The organism is Sinomonas sp. ASV322, assembly GCF_030908245.1.
In the GTDB taxonomy this organism is placed as follows: Bacteria; Actinomycetota; Actinomycetes; order Actinomycetales; family Micrococcaceae; genus Sinomonas.
Genome location: NZ_JAVFJJ010000015.1, coordinates 32,909 through 48,380 on the forward strand (window position 1 = coordinate 32,909; position 15,472 = coordinate 48,380).

Consider the following 15,472-nt stretch of genomic DNA (forward strand, 5'->3'; position numbering starts at 1 on the left):
AGGCCGGGCTATGCCCACACCCCGAAGTCATCGTTCCGGGGACCCTTCTCGCCTGCGGCATTCCGGGATTCTGTCTTTCTGATCCCGGCTTCCCGCACGCAGCTTTTCGACGTGTGAATTCACATCGATGATTGCTGCCTGCAGTCGCCGAATTGGCGCACGACCAATTCCGCATGCCCTTATTCAGCCGTGCCCACCTATTGTGCGCGGCCGCACCACTCACGCACCGAGGAGTTACCCATGCCCACGCCCATTTCGCCGTCCCCATCGACCGCGATCGACGACGAGCCAAGCGGCGTCGACGACCCGCACGGCGACCACCCGCCGTCGTCCATTGACAGCGAATCACCCGAGGAGGTGACGACCATGATCCAGCGTCTCCGTCAGATTCTCTCGACCGGCATCGACGCCGAACGCATCGAAGCGCACCGCGAGGCGGTCCACCGTGAGATAGCCCTCACCACTCCGCTTCGGTGACACTGGCCAGAACCCGAGTACGTCGTGAAGAATCCCTCTCGGGCGCACAGGGCGTGCGCGGGGAAGAAGGGGAGCATGCGCAAGAGAATCCTTGCCGTCTTTGCGGTATTGGCCACGGTATTCGGGCTCGCGGTCGCGGCCGTTCCCGCTCAGGCGAGCACTGGCGGGACGGCCGACGGCGGCGCGCACCCGGGCGTTGCGATGATCGTCTTCTACTCGGCTGAGGGGCGGTTCCGCTGCTCGGCGGCCCTTGTTGCGCCGAACGTGCTGCTCACGGCGGCCCACTGCACGGATGGCGCGCTCGGGAAGACACTCGTGACGTTCGATTCCGTCATCGCCGAGCAGCCGCCGTCGGGCCTTCCCGTCGCATCGGACCCCAAGGCCGGGTACTCGGCCGCCGATCTCGCAGGGCGGATCTCGGGCACGGGGTACACCGACCCGCAGTATTCGCACTTCACGGACGAGGCGAACTGGAACGACGTCGGCGTCGTCGTGCTCGACCAGCCCGTCTCTCAGCAGCCGTACGCGATCGCGGCGTCCGGAACGCTGGACGCGCTCGCACCCGGCGATGTCCCGAAGTCGACGGTCACCGCGGTCGGCTATGGAGTCGAGCTCGGCAAGCCTGAGTCTGGCCCGCAGCGACGCGTGCCCATCGCGTACCCGATGATCCGCCGCTCCGTGGACCTGCGCGTCCAGAGCGTTGCGGCACAGATCCTCACGACCCATGCGAACGTGAACCCCGGCCGGGGCACGGGCGGGATCTGCTCGGGCGATTCGGGCGGGCCGGTCTTCGCGGACGGGGTGATCGTCGCGGTGACGAGCTTCGGCCAGGCGAACTGCCTTGCGCACGACGGCCTGCAGCGCGTCGACATCGCCCCCGTTCAGGCGTGGCTCGCGGGCTTCGGCGTGACGCCATAGGCCTGCGAGCCTGGGGCGCGGCCTGCGGCCGGCGTCGGCCGGTATGCTCGGTGGCATGGACCCGACCGCGGACGACGACGGCCGCGCGCCGCGCGCGGTCATGTCGCCGAGCCGCAACGATCCGCTCGTGCACACCCTCTCGGAGGTCGTCGGTGGGCCGGTAGGTTCCCACGCCGCACCGGGAATCGTGCGTCGGGGAATCTGGACCCCTGAACTCATGCTCCTGATTCTGACGGCGGCCGCGGCCGTCGCGGGCGTGCTCATCAAGGGGTACTGCCGGGCCAACGGGTGGAACTCGCCCGCCGAGTTCTATGCGACGTGCTATTCGGACTTCCCGACCCTCTTCAAGGAACGCGGATTCGCCGACGGCATCCTGCCGCTCTTCACCCCGGGGACCCGCTTCGAGTACCCCGTCGTCACGTCGTTCATCGCGGCGGTCACGGCGCTCGTCGTTCCGGGCCATGGGGCGAGCGACGCGCGGGCCACGGCCTACTTCGACGTCAACGCGACCCTCGCCGCGCTTATGTGGATGATCGCGGTCGTCGCGACGGCCCGCTTGAACCTGCGGCGGCCCTGGGACGCGGCCCTCCTCGCGATCGCTCCGGGCGCGATCCTCGCGGGCTTCATCAACTGGGACCTGTGGGCCGTCGCGTTCCTCTCCCTCGGCATCCTCGCGTTCTCCCGCAACCGACCTGTCCTCGCGGGCCTTGCGATCGGCCTCGGAACCGCGACGAAGTTCTACCCAGTGCTCGTCCTCGGGGTGCTTGTGCTTCTCGCGATCCGCACGGGACGGTGGCGGCAGACCCTCCTCGTGGTGGGTTCGGCCGCGCTTGCCTGGCTCCTCGTCGACCTCCCGGCCATGATCGGCGACCCTCGCGGCTGGGCGTTCTTCTACGAGTTTTCAGCCTCGCGCGAGCCCGGCTTCTCCTCGGCCTACTACGCGTGGAACCTCGTCGCCGACCGGCTCCACTGGACCCAGATCTCGGCCCCGGCCGCCAACGCCCTGTTCATCGCGGGGTTCGGCGTCTGCTGCCTCGGCATCGCGTTCATCGCCCTGCACGCGCCGCGTCGCCCGCGACTCGCGCAGCTCGCGTTCCTCGTCGTCGCGGCCTTCACGCTCACGGGCAAGGTCTACTCGCCGCAATATGTCGTGTGGCTCATTCCGCTCCTGGCACTTGCCCGGCCCAGATGGCGCGACTTCCTCGTCTGGATGGCCGCCGAGGCGCTGCATTGGACCGCGGTGTGGATGTATCTGGGCTTCACGACGAGCAACGGGCCGGTTCAGAACAACATCGACTCGCCGTATTATGCGATGGCCGTCCTCGTGCATATGGCGATCCTCGTATACCTCTGCATACATGTCGTTGCAGACATATACGACCCTTCGACGGATCCGATCCGCAGGAGCCGCCAAGACGATCCCCAGGGTGGCGAGTTCGACGGCGCGCCGGATGCAGTGACGATCGCGCGGTCTGGGCTGGCCTTCACGACATCGACTGCTGCGTAACTGTCGTTATGGGGTCTCAAAACGACAGTTACTCAGCAGTCGATGCCGCAGCGCGCGGCTTCGACCTCGCGCACCTCGGCGCGGGGCTCGTGTTCGCACACGCGCTCGACGAGCTCGGGGACGTGCTCGCCGTGCGGGGAGTCGCCGTCGTCCAGGCGCCGCCCGGCACCGGCAAGACGACGCTCGTCCCACCGCTCGTCGCCAACCTCACCTCCCGTTTGGCCGCGGACGACGGCGGGAGGCGCCCGCGCGTCGTCGTCACCCAGCCCCGGCGGGTCGCCGTACGGGCAGCGGCCCACCGCCTCGCCGCGCTCGACGGCAGCGCACTCGGCGACCGCGTCGGCTACACGGTCCGCGGCGAACGCCGCGGCGGCCAGGACCTGCTCGTCGAATTCGTGACCCCGGGGGTCCTCGTGCGGCGCCTCCTCGCGGACCCGGCCCTCGACGGCGTCTCGGCGGTGATCCTCGACGAGGTCCACGAGCGCGGCCTCGAAACCGACCTCGCATTCGGCATGCTCGCCGAGGTGCGCCAGCTCCGCGAAGACCTCGTGCTCGTCGCGATGTCGGCGACCCTCGACGCGCCCCGATTCGCGGCCCTTCTCGCGAACGACGACGTCGTGCCGGCTGCCGTCGTCGACAGTCCTTCCGCTCTGCACCAGCTCGAGGTGGGCTGGGCGCCGTCGTCCGCTGCGAGGCTCGATGATCGCGGGGTGACGCGCGGATTCCTCGACTACGTGGCGGACACGGCGGCCGCCGAGCATTCGGCAGCGCTCGCCGCCGGTCACGACATCGACGCGCTCGTCTTCGCGCCCGGCGCGCGCGAGGTGCGCCACATCGCGGAACGACTGCGCGCCAGGCTCACTGGGGTCGACGTGTTCGAGCTCCACAGTCAGGCCCCGCCCTCGGAGCAGGACCGCGCGGTCTCCGGGCGAGCACCGGGCGACCCGCCGCGCATCGTCGTCTCGACCTCGCTCGCGGAGTCGTCGCTCACGGTTCCCGGCGTGCGGCTCGTGATCGATTCGGGGCTCGCGCGCGAGCCGCGGCGGGACGCGACGCGCGGCATGTCGGGACTCGTCACGGTCTCGTGTTCGCGGGCGTCAGCCGAACAGCGGGCCGGGCGTGCGGCCCGGCAGGGACCGGGACGCGTCGTGCGCTGCTACGACGAGCGCGCGTACGCGGCGGCTCCGGCTCAGCCGACCCCCGAGATTGCCGTCGCCGACCTCACGGAGGCCGCACTCCTCCTCGCATGCTGGGGCGCCCCCGGCGGGCGCGGACTCGCGCTCCCGGACCAGCCGCCGCCGTCCGCGCTGGCCGACGCCGTGCGCACCCTCGAAGGCATCGGCGCCATCGCGCAGGACGGGCTCGCTACGGAGCTCGGGCGCGTCCTCGCCCGGATTCCCGCGGATCCGCGGCTGGGCAGAGCCCTGCTGGATGGGTCTGCCGTTGTGGGTCCGCGCGCCGCAGCGGAGGCCGTCGCGCTCGTCGCACGCGATCCGCGGGCTCCCGGGGCCGATCTCGGGAGGCTCCTCGCCGTGGCGCGAGCCGGCCGCGAGCCCTCGCTGCGGGCCTGGGACGAGGAGGCCCGGCGGTTCGAGCGCCTCGCCCGCGAGCACGCCGGCCCCCCGGGGCCTGACCGCGACGGTACGCCGCCCCCCACGCTGCGGACCGACGCCGAGAGGGCCGGTCTCGTCGTCGCCCTCGCCTTCCCGCGCTCCGTGGCACGCCGCGTTCCGGGCGCGGACGAGCGGTACCTGCTCGCGTCCGGAACCCGAGCGGGCCTTCCGGCGGCAAGCCCGCTCTCGGGGCACGAATGGCTCGCGATCGCCGACGTCGCGCGCTCGCAGGGGCGGGACGCGGCCGGCACGGGCGCTGTCGTTCGGGCAGCCGTAGCGATCAGCCAGAACATTGCGGAGTACGCGGCGAGCCACATTGTGACAGATGCCGTCCGGGCGGAATTCGTCGAGGGTCGCGTGGCGGCGCGGCGCGAGCGACGGCTCGGGGCCATCGTGCTCTCGTCCACCCCGGTGCGTCCCTCGCGCGCCGAAGGACGCGAGGCGGTTGGCCGGGCACTCGCCGAGGACGGCCTCGGCGTCGTCGGCTGGTCGCCGGCCGCAGACGCGCTCCGCCGCCGGCTCGCGCTCGTCCGCCGGGAAATCGGGGATCCCTGGCCGGACGTCGCCGAGGCCGCGCTCCTCGAGCGCCTCGACGAGTGGCTCGGCCCCGAGCTCGAGGCGCTGGCCGATGGCGCCTCGACGCGGTCGGTCGACCTCGCCGATCCGCTGCGCCGCCTCCTCCCATGGCCCGAGGCCAGCCGGCTCGACGAGCTCGTCCCAGAGCGGCTCAAGGTGCCGAGCGGTTCGCGCGTTCGGATCGACTACCCGGCTCTCGCGCCGCACGGCGCGGACGACGGCGGGCGGCCGGTTGTCGCGGTCAAGCTTCAGGAGTGCTTCGGTCTGGCCGAGACCCCGCGCATTGTCGGCGGGCGCGTGCCGATCCTGTTCCACCTCCTCTCGCCCGCGGGCCGGCCCCTCGCCGTCACCGACGATCTCGCCTCGTTCTGGTCGGGGCCGTATGCGCATGTCCGGGCGGAAATGCGCGGAAAGTATCCCAAGCATCCGTGGCCCGAGGATCCGTGGACGGCCGTCGCCACCGCAAAGACCAAGCGGCGCATGGAGGGCGGCGGGTAGGGGCGAGGTGGCCGTCGTCGTCCGATGTCGCCGGCTGTGGGTAGGATTCCCCTCCAATAGGGGGAATATCCCGGCGCTGCTTTGGCTCGGCCGGGTGCAATGGGGGTTGCAGTGCGCAAGAAGCTCGTCGCGTGGCCGTTTGCCACGTCCGCTGTTTTCGGCAGGATCTTGTCTTTCGTCGGCGTCAGCGCCCTGTGCGGCGTGTTGGTCGCGGGGCTCATCATGCCCGCGGCCGCGGTGGTGGGAAGCGCCGCGGGCGGCACGGCCCAGATTTTCGACCGGCTCCCGAGCGAGCTCATCGTTGCGCCGCCCGGGCAGGTGACCAGGATCCTCGCGGCCGACGGCTCGCAGCTCGCGACGCTCTTCAGCGAGAATCGGACACCGGTCAAGCTCGACGACATGTCGCCCAACATCAAGAACGCCATTGTCGCCGTCGAGGACTACCGGTTCTACGAGCACGGCGGCGTCGACATGTCGGGCATCCTGCGGGCCGCCGTCGCAAACCTGCGCGGCGGGCGGCAGGGCGCATCCACGATCACACAGCAATACGTGACCAACGTCCTCAACGACGCCCGGGTTGCGCAAGGCAGGCAGAACGAAGTCGTCGTCAACGGGCAGCAGAAGGGCTACGGGGACAAGCTTCGGGAGATCAAGCTCGCCATCGCCCTCGAGAGGCAGTACTCGAAGGAGCAGATCCTCGAGGGGTACCTCAACATCGTCTTCTTCAACCGCAACGCGTACGGGATCCAGGCTGCGAGCCAGTACTACTTCTCCGTCGACGCGAAGGACCTCAGCCTCACTCAGGCGGCCACGCTTGCGGGTCTCGTCAACGGTCCCGCGTTCTTCGACCCGATCCAGGCCCCCGAGGCCTCGGCCAAGCGCCGGAACCTTGTTCTCGGGGCGATGCTCGAACACGGCTACATCAACCAGCGCCAGTACGACGAGGCCGTTGCATCGCCTTTGCAGACGAAAGCGAGCCCGCCCAGGCAGGGCTGCGCGTACGCGGCCCAAGCCCCGTATTTCTGCGACTTCGTCGTGAACCAGATCCTCGGCGATTCGGCCTACGGTTCGACGCCCGAGGAACGCGCGCGTACGCTCTCGCGCGGCGGCCTCACGATCAAGACGACGCTTGACCCCCGGCTTCAGGGACCGGCCCAGGACCAGGTCGACTCGACGGCAGGAGCCAATCCCGACACATGGGGCGCCTCGCTCGTGACCGTCCAGCCCGGGACGGGCAAGATCCTCGCCATGGCCCAGAACACGCGCATGCTCAAGGACCAGGGCCTCGACTTCGTCACGGCCTACAACTTCAACGTGGACGCCCACGACGCCGGCGGCAACGACCTGGGCGGAGCCGGCGGATTCCAGCCGGGCTCGACGATGAAGCCCGTGACGCTCTCGGCATGGCTCGGCGAGGGCAGAGCCACAAACCAGTATGTCGACGCGTCGCGTCGCCGCTACGGCCTTGACCACCCGTGGAAGACGACGTGCAGCCCCGTGACCGGCTCCTACGACAGCTCGCAGCAGGGCTCCCTCGACCTCCAGAACGATGAGCCCACGTGGTACCGCCGCATGACGGTCCGTGAGGGCGTGTACCAGTCGATCAACACCGCGACGTTCGCCTCCGCGGCCGCGCTGAGCGACTTCTGCAACATCCAGCGCGCCGCAGATTCGCTCGGCATCCACAAGGGCGAGGGCCAGGGCAAGAAGCTCGACCTGTCGACTCTCGGCAACCTGCTCGGCGGTGAGAATGTCGCCCCTATGACGATGGCGAGCGCCTTCGCGACCTTCGCGGCGAACGGAACGTACTGCGAGCCGATCTCGATCAGCGAGGTCACGGACTCCCGCGGGAAGCGGCTCGGTGGCCAGGCACAGCGCTGCATCGAGAGCGCCGTCAAGCCCGACGTCGCGAAGGCCGTGACCAACGTGCTCGAGGATGTTCTGACGAAGGGCTCGGGCCTCAACATCAAGGACGCCGGTGGCCGGCCGATCAAGGTCGGCGTCCCGGTCGCCGCGAAGACGGGGACGAACCAATACAACAGCCAGACGTGGGTCGTGGGCTACACGCGTGGACTCGCGACGGCGTCCTTCTTCGGCGAGGCGCTCAACGACCCGAGCCTGCGGAACGGGCGCGACGTGTGGGTCAACGGACGGCACTATCGAAGCGTCGACGGTGCTTTCATTGCGGGGCCGCAGTGGGCGCAGTACATGCAGAAGGCCGCGCCGCTCTTCGACCGCGGAGACTTCGACCCGCCCCCAAGGAACCTCATCACCGGGTAGCGGCCCGGGACCGTTTGACCATCGAACGCAGTAAAGTCCTAGGACGCGCTGCCCGAACTGCGTAGGCTGGGGCGGTGGGGAACCTCCGTACCGTCACCTTTGTCCTCTCTGCCGCCCTGCTGGCCGCCGCTCTCGCGTCCTGCGACGACGGTTCTCAGGCCGCGCAGCAACAGGCCGCCGACCAGGTCTCCAAGGCGCTTTCGGCGCTCGACGTGAGCCAAGCGCCCATCACCGGGACGGATCCGGCGACCGCCCAGAGCCAGCTCAAGGCCATCGTCGAGGGCCTCGGAGACGCCAAGCCCGCCGTGACGGCCGGGCACCCCACGAAGTCCAACGAGGCGACGACCGTGCCGCTCGACTTCCGCTGGGAGCTCGCCGGTCGCGAGTGGAAGTACACGACGACGGCGCAGGTCGCCCAGGACGGCGGGCACTGGGCAGTACGCTGGGCGACCGGACTGCTTGCCCCCGGACTCCAGGCCGGGGAAGTGCTCGTTGCGCAGACGCGCACGCCCGCACGGGCCGACATCATCGGGGCGGGGGACGCGAAACTCGTGACGGAGCGCGCAGTCGTGCGGGTAGGCATCGACAAGACCAAGGTCCCGAAGGAAGCGCAGGACGCTTCCGCACGCGCTCTCGCAACCCTCACGGGCCTCGACCCGGCCGACTACGCGAAGCAGGTCGCGGCCGCGGGCGAGAAGGCGTTCGTCGAGGCCATCGTGCTGCGCGATGCGCCCGGCCGCACCCCCAACGACGCACAGATCACGGCCATCCAGGGTGCGGTGGCCCTGGGAGACACCCTTCCCCTCGCCCCCACGAAGGCCTTCGGCCGGGCGCTTCTCGGAACCGTCGGCCAGGCCACGGCCGAACAGATCCAGAAGTCGGGCGGCGAGCTGAGCGCGGGCGATCTCACGGGCACGGGCGGGCTCGAGGAGAAGTACAACGACCAGCTGCGCGGGAAGGAGGGCGTGACCGTTTTCGCGGTCCATTCCGGCGGCTCGGGCGAGCCCAGCGCAACCGCGGCCCCCAGCGCGGGGAAGGCGGCGCCGTCGCCCTCGCCCTCGGGCTCCGCGAAGCGCACGATCTTCGAGGCAGCCCCCGAGCCGGGCACGCCCGTCAGGACCACGATCGATCCCCGGCTCCAGCAGCTCGCCGACGACACCCTCGCAGGGGTCGGCCCGGCGTCGGCGATCGTCGCGATCAGGCCGTCGGACGGCTCGGTGCTCGCGGCCGCGAGCGGACCTGGCAGCAAGGGATACAACACCGCGATGCTCGGGCAGTACGCCCCCGGCTCGATCTTCAAGACAGTCGACTCCCTCGCGCTCCTGCGCCAGGGCGCGACGCCCGAGCTTCCCGTCGAATGCACCCCGACGCTCACGGTGGACGGCAAGACCTTCCAGAACGCAACGGGCTACCCCGCCGCCCACCTCGGTACGATCCCGCTTCGCGATGCGTACGCGCACTCGTGCAACACCGCGTTCATCTCGCAGCGGGACAAGGTCTCGCAGGATCAGCTCTCGGCGACTGCGACATCCCTCGGCGTCGGCGTCGAGGCGCCGCTCCTCGGCGCGGACGCCTTCCTCGGGTTGGTTCCCGATCAGGCCGGGTCGACCGAGCATGCCGCGTCGATGATCGGGCAGGGCAAGGTCCTCTTCTCACCCCTCGCGGCCGCGGTCATGGCCGCGTCCGTCGAGAAGGGCGATCGCGTCTCGCCGCGGCTCGTGCTCAGCCAGGGAGAGCACGACGAGCCGACCGAGGGAAGCACGGCCTCGGCAACCGCGGCGGCCTCGCCGACCGCGAAGACGCCCATAGGCAAGCCGATCTCCCAGGCTGAGGCGAGCACGCTTCAGGGCATGATGCGCGCCGTCGTCACGAGCGGGCACGCGGGTTTCCTCCTCTCGGTGCCCGGCGCACCCGTCGGCGCGAAGACCGGAACGGCCGAGTTCGGGAGCGACAACCCACCCAAGACGCACGCGTGGATCATCGGAATCCAGGGAGACCTCGCGGTCGCCGTCTTCGTCGACGAGGGCGGCCTCGCTGCGACGATCTCCGGCCCTCTCCTCACAACGTTCCTCACGAAGGCAGCGCAGTGACCCTCCCTCGTGACGCGTCCGACACCGAAAGGATCGAGGCGGCGACGCCGCGCGCCGTCGTGCGCCGCGCAGCGATCGCGACGTTCGTCATCTTCGCGACGAACGGATTCATCTTCGCGAGCTGGGCCGCGCGCATTCCGGCGGTGACCGAGACGCTCGGCCTGTCGACGGGACAGATGGGCCTCTTGCTGCTCGTCGGGGCGATCGGCTCGCTGTGCTCGATGCCGCTCGTCGGGCACATCGCGGGGCGCATCGGGATCGTCCGCACGGTGCGTCTCGGCGGTCTCCTCGCGGTCGTGGCGGGTGGGACGCTCGCCGGCGGACTGCTTGTGCACTCAGTCCTGGTGGTTGCGGCGGGGCTCGCCGTGTTCGGCGTGGGAATCGCGCTCTGGGACGTCGGGCAGAACATCGAAGGGGCCGACGTCGAGCACCGCCTCGGCCGCACGATCATGCCCCAGCTGCACGCGGGCTTCAGCGGCGGCGCCGTGCTGGGGGCGCTCGTCGGCGCGGCCTTGAGCGCGCTCGGGGTGCCGCTCCCACTGCATCTCGCGGCGATCATGGTGGCGGTCCTTGTCATCGTTGCCCTGGTTCCGCGGCACTTCCTTCCGCTCGCCGCCCACGAGACGCCCGCCCTGAGCGCGGCGGACAACAGCGCGGACGACGGCGGGTCCCCGGCCCGCGCGGACAAGGAACCGGGCGGCGCGCTCGCCGCGTGGACGCACCCGCGCACGCTGCTCATCGGCGTCGTCGTCCTCGGGGCGACGCTCACGGAGGGCGCGGGCAACGACTGGATCTCGAAGGGCGTCGTCGACGGCCTCGGCACGAGCGAAGCGGCGGGCGCGGCCCTCTTCGCGGTGTTCGTGGGTGCGATGACGATCGCGCGCTGGTTCGGCGGTGCGATCATCGACCGCCTCGGCCGCGTGACGGCGCTCCGGCTCAGCATGGTCTCGGCACTCGTGGGCCTCGCCGTCTACGCGCTGGCGGGAACCTATTGGATCTCCTTCGTCGGCGCGCTGCTCTGGGGCCTCGGTGCGGCCCTCACATTCCCCATGGGCATGTCCGCCGCGTCCGACGATCCCCGGCACGCCGCCGCGCGCGTCTCCGTCGTCTCGACCATCGGGTACATCGCGTTCCTCGCGGGCCCGCCTTTCCTGGGCTTTCTCGGAGACCACGTAGGGCTCCGCCCGGCTCTCCTTGCGATCCTCGCGCCGATCGCCGTCGCGCTCGTCCTCGCGGGGGCCACGCGCAAGCCCGCGTCTTAACCGTTCAAGGGTCAGGTCCCGTGGGTGAGAACCCACGGGACCTGACCCCTGAATGATTGGCGGGAGGCTTAGAAGGCCCCCGTGCCGTTCGGCGTTCCGAGCCCCGTCGGCCCGTCCCAGCCCGTGCCGGCCGTGCACCACAGCGACGGCGAGCACGAGCCATTGGTCCCGTTCGTGACGTCGAAGAGGCTGCCCGGGTGGCCGTACGGGATCGAGTTCGCGTACGTGCCCGTCGCCGCCGAGCCCGTGTTGCCGCTCAGTGCGTAGACGGACGCGATGATCGGCGAGGCCTCGCTCGTGCCGCCGAACTGGCCCCACGTCGAGCTCTTGCTCGAGGTCGGGTAGTAGACGGCGAGGCCGCCGGTGTTTGGATCGGCGGCCGCGGCGACGTCATTCATGGCCCGCTTGGCGCAGCCCGTGTTGTAGGGAGCCGCCGCCGGCAGCGCGGCGTTGTAGGACGAGCAGCCCGATCCCGTGCCGCTCCACACCGACTCGGTCCAGCCGCGTGCGGTGCCGGGGGCCGCGGAGAGCGAGGTGCCGCCGACGGCGGTCACGTAGCTCGAGTCGGCCGGGTACGAACCGCCCTTGTAGCCGCTGTCGCCGGCGCTTGCGGTTACTGCGATGCCGGGGAAGTTGTAGTACTTCCCGTACGTCGCGTCGGAGGCGTCGGAGCCGCCGTAGCTGTTCGAGATCGCGACGACGCCGGGGATTTTCGCCGCGGTCTGGACGCCCGTGCCGAGGTCGCTGAACGATGCGCTGTTGGCCTGGATCACGACGATCTTGCAGTCGGGGCACGCCGCCGAGACCGCGTCGACGTCGAGGGACTGCTCCTGCGCCCAGCCGAGGTTGAACGCGGGGAGCCTCGTGCCGCCGTTCTCATTCAGGATCCGCAGGCACCCGCTCGCGACGGTGCACGCGGGCAGGCCGAACTGCGCGCGGTACGTCGCGAGATCGTTTGCGAGGTTCGGGTAGCCGTAGGCATCGACAATCGCGACTGTGCGGCCGCCGGACGACGTTCCCGTGAGCTTGTAGGCGTCGCGGAGCTGCGCCGGAGTGAGCGCCGTGCTGGGGGGAGACGCGTTCGAGACAGGGTGGCCATTGCGATCGGCCGCTTGGCGTGCGGTGCACGCTGCCTGACCCGGCAGGAGGTTCGTGCACACCTTGATCGAGTGATCGATCGTCACGTCGACCACGTGATCGACATCCACTTCGACTGAGGGGCCGACCTTGACATCGACCGAGGGGCCGGCGTTCACCGAGACGTCGAGGGACGAGGCCCACGACGGAGTCGACATGGCCGCAAGGCCCGTCGCGAGCAGCAGGGCTGAGCCCGCCAGCGCAAAGTATTTGCGTTTCAAGTGGTGTCTCCTCGACTCACAGCTGTGTAACAAGTTGACAGTTTGTGTTATTAAACAGCCTTCAGAGCGTTGCAGACCACGGCGCCATTCACAAGATGGCGTTCAGGATTATCAGCTCATTCCCAGCTTCGGTTCAGTCTTCCGGCTGGGCGCGACTCAGCGCACGCCGCACGATCAGGGCGAGCGCCGCGATCGCCAGCACGACGGCGGCGCCTCCCGCGATGACCCACCACGGCACGCCCGCCCCGACCGCTTCATGGTCGCTGTCCGATGAGCCCGCGGCCGGCGCGGACGACGGCGGGGCGACCCCCGCGGTTGCGCCCCCGTCCGCGGCCCCTCCGCGGGGCGCCTTCGCCGTGAACGTGAAGGTGCCCTCGATGGGGTGCGAGTCCGAGGACACGACGCGCCACGTCACGGTGTAGGCACCGGCCGGGGCGCCGGGCTTGATCGCCTGGGTCACCGTGTTGTCGACGACGCGCGCCTCACCCGACGCCACGTCCGTTCCGGATGGATCCTTCACGACGACCTTCGTGCCGATCGCAATCGGCGTGTGGTCGAAGGTGAGCTCCACGGCGGCGGGCACGGCCGCGACGGTCGATCCGTTCGCCGGATTCGTCGACTCGAGGACATCGTGAGCGTTCGCGGCCGCGGCAGGCAGCGCGAGGGCCGCGGCCGCAGCGATGACCGCAGCGGCCCGGGCAAGGGTCGTAAGAGTTCGCATCGTCACCATTCTCCGCGGGAGGTGGCCGGGCGCGGGCCCGGCCACCTCCATGATGCTTACTTGGCGGTCTTGCCGCGACGGGTCAGGACCAGGCCGAGCGCGGTTGCACCGAGCACAGCCCCGATCGCGCCGAGGACGACGCCCCACCCTCCTGCCACATCGGTGGTCTGTGCCGCGGGGGCGGCCGAGTTCGCCTTTGCCGCACCAGCGCTCGGGCTCGCGCTGGCCGTCGCCGTTGCCATCGCCGGCGCCGCCTCGTCGGCCGCCGTCGTCGTGAATGCCGGCGCCGGGTGCTTAGGCTCGGGCTGGCCCTCCTCGGCGGTCTCGTTCCACTCGACGACCATGCCGTCGGTGTACGTCTGTGTAGCCGCGAGCACCACCTTCGTGCCCGCGGCGGGGAGCCTCCCGACCGAGAGCGAGAACGACTGGTACTGGTTCTGGCCGATCTGATGGGCCGCGTCGTTCGCGGTCCAGACCACCTCGATCGGCGCCTTCGTGACGGTCGATCCGCCGACCGTGACCGGCTTGGGCAGCTCGCCCGTGATGACCTGGGCGGTCCAGCCTTCAACGGGCCTGACCGAGACGGATGTGAACGGGGTGTCGGTGGGGAGCTTGACCTCGAGCTTGGTGGTCTCGGCCGTCTCGGATTCGTTCGGCATGTTGAACGTGAGGTGGCTGTAGCCGTCGGCGCCGGTGTCGTCGGGGCTCACGGTGACGTGGGCATTCGCTGCGGCGGCTCCCGCGGCGATGAGGGCGGCCGTCGCGGCGGCGGTGCCGAGGGACGTGAGGGTACGACGAAAGTTCGTGTTCATGTGAAAGGCCTTCAGGGTTGCCGGGCGTGTCCCGGTCAGGATTGATGAGGAACCCGCTGCCGCGGGGAGCACGTGCCGTCTCAGGCGACGGCGAAGGCCGCCGGCGGGCCGCGGCGCGACGGCAGCCGAGTGCCGGGCCAAGGGCCCGGGGCAGCTTCCTCGGTGAAGGCCGGAACGACCGGCGTGGGGTGAGGGGCGACGGCGGTCAGGACCCTCACAAGGGGGCGCAGCCACGCGTGGAGGGCCCACAGGGCGGCCTCGCCCTTCGCGAGGACCATCCCGGTCAGGACCGTCGCGGCGGTGTGCGCGAGGATCATGAGCAGGCCGTCCGCGTGGACGTGACCGGCGACCGCTTGAGCCGCGCCGCCGAGAACATGGACGTGCGCCGCCGAAAGCTCCGGGAGGCTCGTGGCCGAAATCGAGAGTGCGTCGAACGCTTCGTGCAGGACGAACTGGCCCGAGATGAGGATCGCGAGCATGGCCGCCGCCGAGATCTTCCGCCGCGAGAGTGCGATCACGGGGACGAGCACGAGGGAGAAGAGGCCGGCCACGATGAGCGGGTCTGGCAGCACTCCGCCCGCGGCGACGTGGGCGCTCGCAGCGAGGAACACCGTCATCGCGGAGACAGTGACGGCGCGCGAGAGCCTGAAGGGCATGCGCATGCAGGCACCGCCTTCCGTCGCTTCGCCAGAGGATCGCATCTACTGTACGTAGAAAGGCCGGGCGGACGGGAATCCGGCCGCGTCTGGTGCCATCCGGGGTTCCGTCCCGTGCGCGTACCGCAAGGGACGCGCGCGGTTAGTTTCCGCCGGCCGTGGCTGGCGCGGAGGCCTTCGGTGCTGGCGTGGCGTCGCCCGAGCCGGCGCCAGCCCCCTGGGACGAGCGGCTCCCGAATCCTCCTTGGCCTCCGTTCGTGCCGCCAGTCTGGCCTGTACCGGCGCCGTTCTGGCCCGTGCCGGGCGTGAACTGCGAGAAGTTCCCGCGGCCCGTTACCCCGTTGCGCACGTCCACGACCTTCTGGACCGCCGCCCCGCCGAGCGCGCCGGCGAGCACGAGGCACGCGCATGCGAGCACCTTGGTGAAGCGTCCCATGCGGTACCGCGGGGCGGGAACGAACGGCTCGTCGTCGGCCGCGGCGGGGGTCACAGGCTCGGCGCCGCTCCACGCGGGCTCGCCATGGTGACCGACGACGGCGGCCGGCGCCCCGGCGTCGTGCGTCGCCTGATGCTGGGGCGCGCCCCAGGCGGGGGCGCCCCAGCCGGGAGCGGGGGCGTCGAAGGATTCGGTCGGGCTCTCGACGCTGGTGAGTTCCGACGTGCGGTCGGATTCGGAGGTGCGCTCAGGCATGTGCGGCTCTCTC

Annotated in this window: 12 protein-coding genes; 7 read left to right on the top strand and 5 right to left on the bottom strand. The window is 70.4% G+C overall.

Annotated elements, in window-relative coordinates:
• Nucleotides 1-240: 240 nt before the first annotated feature.
• The 7 genes from RBS12_RS16600 (at nucleotide 241) to RBS12_RS16630 (ending at nucleotide 11,221) form a co-directional block, all read left to right on the top strand.
• Entirely contained in the window at nucleotides 241-477 is a 237-nt protein-coding gene (locus RBS12_RS16600; protein WP_307967241.1) for a hypothetical protein, read from the top strand.
• Between the two features lie 75 nt (nucleotides 478-552).
• Nucleotides 553-1,395: a trypsin-like serine protease gene (locus RBS12_RS16605; RefSeq protein WP_307967242.1), complete on the top strand. Its 843-nt coding sequence runs from the start codon at nucleotides 553-555 to the stop codon at nucleotides 1,393-1,395.
• A gap of 55 nt (nucleotides 1,396-1,450) precedes the next feature.
• A complete protein-coding gene (locus RBS12_RS16610; protein ID WP_307967243.1) occupies nucleotides 1,451-2,902 on the top strand; it encodes a glycosyltransferase 87 family protein in 1,452 nt (483 codons plus the stop codon).
• An 8-nt stretch (nucleotides 2,903-2,910) separates the two neighbouring features.
• The gene (gene hrpB, locus RBS12_RS16615) at nucleotides 2,911-5,589 is read left to right on the top strand and encodes an ATP-dependent helicase HrpB (protein ID WP_307967244.1); all 2,679 of its coding nucleotides are present in this window, start codon (nucleotides 2,911-2,913) and stop codon (nucleotides 5,587-5,589) included.
• 111 nt (nucleotides 5,590-5,700) lie between these two features.
• Nucleotides 5,701-7,869 (top strand): transglycosylase domain-containing protein, encoded by a 2,169-nt coding sequence (locus RBS12_RS16620; RefSeq protein ID WP_307967245.1) that lies wholly within the window; start codon nucleotides 5,701-5,703, stop codon nucleotides 7,867-7,869.
• A 74-nt stretch (nucleotides 7,870-7,943) separates the two neighbouring features.
• Nucleotides 7,944-9,959: a penicillin-binding transpeptidase domain-containing protein gene (locus RBS12_RS16625; RefSeq protein ID WP_307967246.1), complete on the top strand. Its 2,016-nt coding sequence runs from the start codon at nucleotides 7,944-7,946 to the stop codon at nucleotides 9,957-9,959.
• Nucleotides 9,960-9,991: 32 nt separating this feature from the next.
• Nucleotides 9,992-11,221 carry a sugar MFS transporter gene (locus tag RBS12_RS16630; protein WP_373886550.1) on the top strand — a complete coding sequence of 410 codons (1,230 nt, stop codon included), beginning with the start codon at nucleotides 9,992-9,994 and terminating at the stop codon, nucleotides 11,219-11,221.
• Between the two features lie 68 nt (nucleotides 11,222-11,289).
• Here the strand turns inward: RBS12_RS16630 and RBS12_RS16635 are convergent, their stop codons facing one another.
• The 5 genes from RBS12_RS16635 to RBS12_RS16655 form a co-directional block, all read right to left on the bottom strand.
• Entirely contained in the window at nucleotides 11,290-12,579 is a 1,290-nt protein-coding gene (locus RBS12_RS16635) for a hypothetical protein (protein ID WP_307967247.1), read from the bottom strand.
• 133 nt (nucleotides 12,580-12,712) lie between these two features.
• Nucleotides 12,713-13,300 carry a copper resistance protein CopC gene (locus RBS12_RS16640; RefSeq protein WP_307967248.1) on the bottom strand — a complete coding sequence of 196 codons (588 nt, stop codon included), beginning with the start codon at nucleotides 13,298-13,300 and terminating at the stop codon, nucleotides 12,713-12,715.
• A 56-nt stretch (nucleotides 13,301-13,356) separates the two neighbouring features.
• Complete coding sequence (locus RBS12_RS16645; RefSeq protein WP_307967249.1) at nucleotides 13,357-14,112, bottom strand: YcnI family protein; 756 nt, start codon at nucleotides 14,110-14,112, stop codon at nucleotides 13,357-13,359.
• Between the two features lie 80 nt (nucleotides 14,113-14,192).
• Nucleotides 14,193-14,774, bottom strand: a complete 582-nt coding sequence (locus RBS12_RS16650) for a hypothetical protein (RefSeq protein WP_307967250.1) — start codon at nucleotides 14,772-14,774, stop codon at nucleotides 14,193-14,195.
• 136 nt (nucleotides 14,775-14,910) lie between these two features.
• Nucleotides 14,911-15,459 (bottom strand): hypothetical protein, encoded by a 549-nt coding sequence (locus RBS12_RS16655; protein WP_307967251.1) that lies wholly within the window; start codon nucleotides 15,457-15,459, stop codon nucleotides 14,911-14,913.
• Nucleotides 15,460-15,472 lie beyond the last annotated feature (13 nt).

Bases quoted from the DNA above. Each gene is read 5' to 3' on its own strand.
- RBS12_RS16600 (WP_307967241.1), top strand. From the start codon at position 241: ATGCCCACGCCCATTTCGCCGTCCCCATCGACCGCGATCGACGACGAG.
- RBS12_RS16605 (WP_307967242.1), top strand. From the start codon at position 553: ATGCGCAAGAGAATCCTTGCCGTCTTTGCGGTATTGGCCACGGTATTC.
- RBS12_RS16610 (WP_307967243.1), top strand. From the start codon at position 1,451: ATGGACCCGACCGCGGACGACGACGGCCGCGCGCCGCGCGCGGTCATG.
- hrpB (WP_307967244.1), top strand. From the start codon at position 2,911: ATGGGGTCTCAAAACGACAGTTACTCAGCAGTCGATGCCGCAGCGCGC.
- RBS12_RS16640 (WP_307967248.1), bottom strand. From the start codon at position 13,300: ATGCGAACTCTTACGACCCTTGCCCGGGCCGCTGCGGTCATCGCTGCG.
- RBS12_RS16645 (WP_307967249.1), bottom strand. From the start codon at position 14,112: ATGAACACGAACTTTCGTCGTACCCTCACGTCCCTCGGCACCGCCGCC.
- RBS12_RS16650 (WP_307967250.1), bottom strand. From the start codon at position 14,774: ATGCGCATGCCCTTCAGGCTCTCGCGCGCCGTCACTGTCTCCGCGATG.
- RBS12_RS16655 (WP_307967251.1), bottom strand. From the start codon at position 15,459: ATGCCTGAGCGCACCTCCGAATCCGACCGCACGTCGGAACTCACCAGC.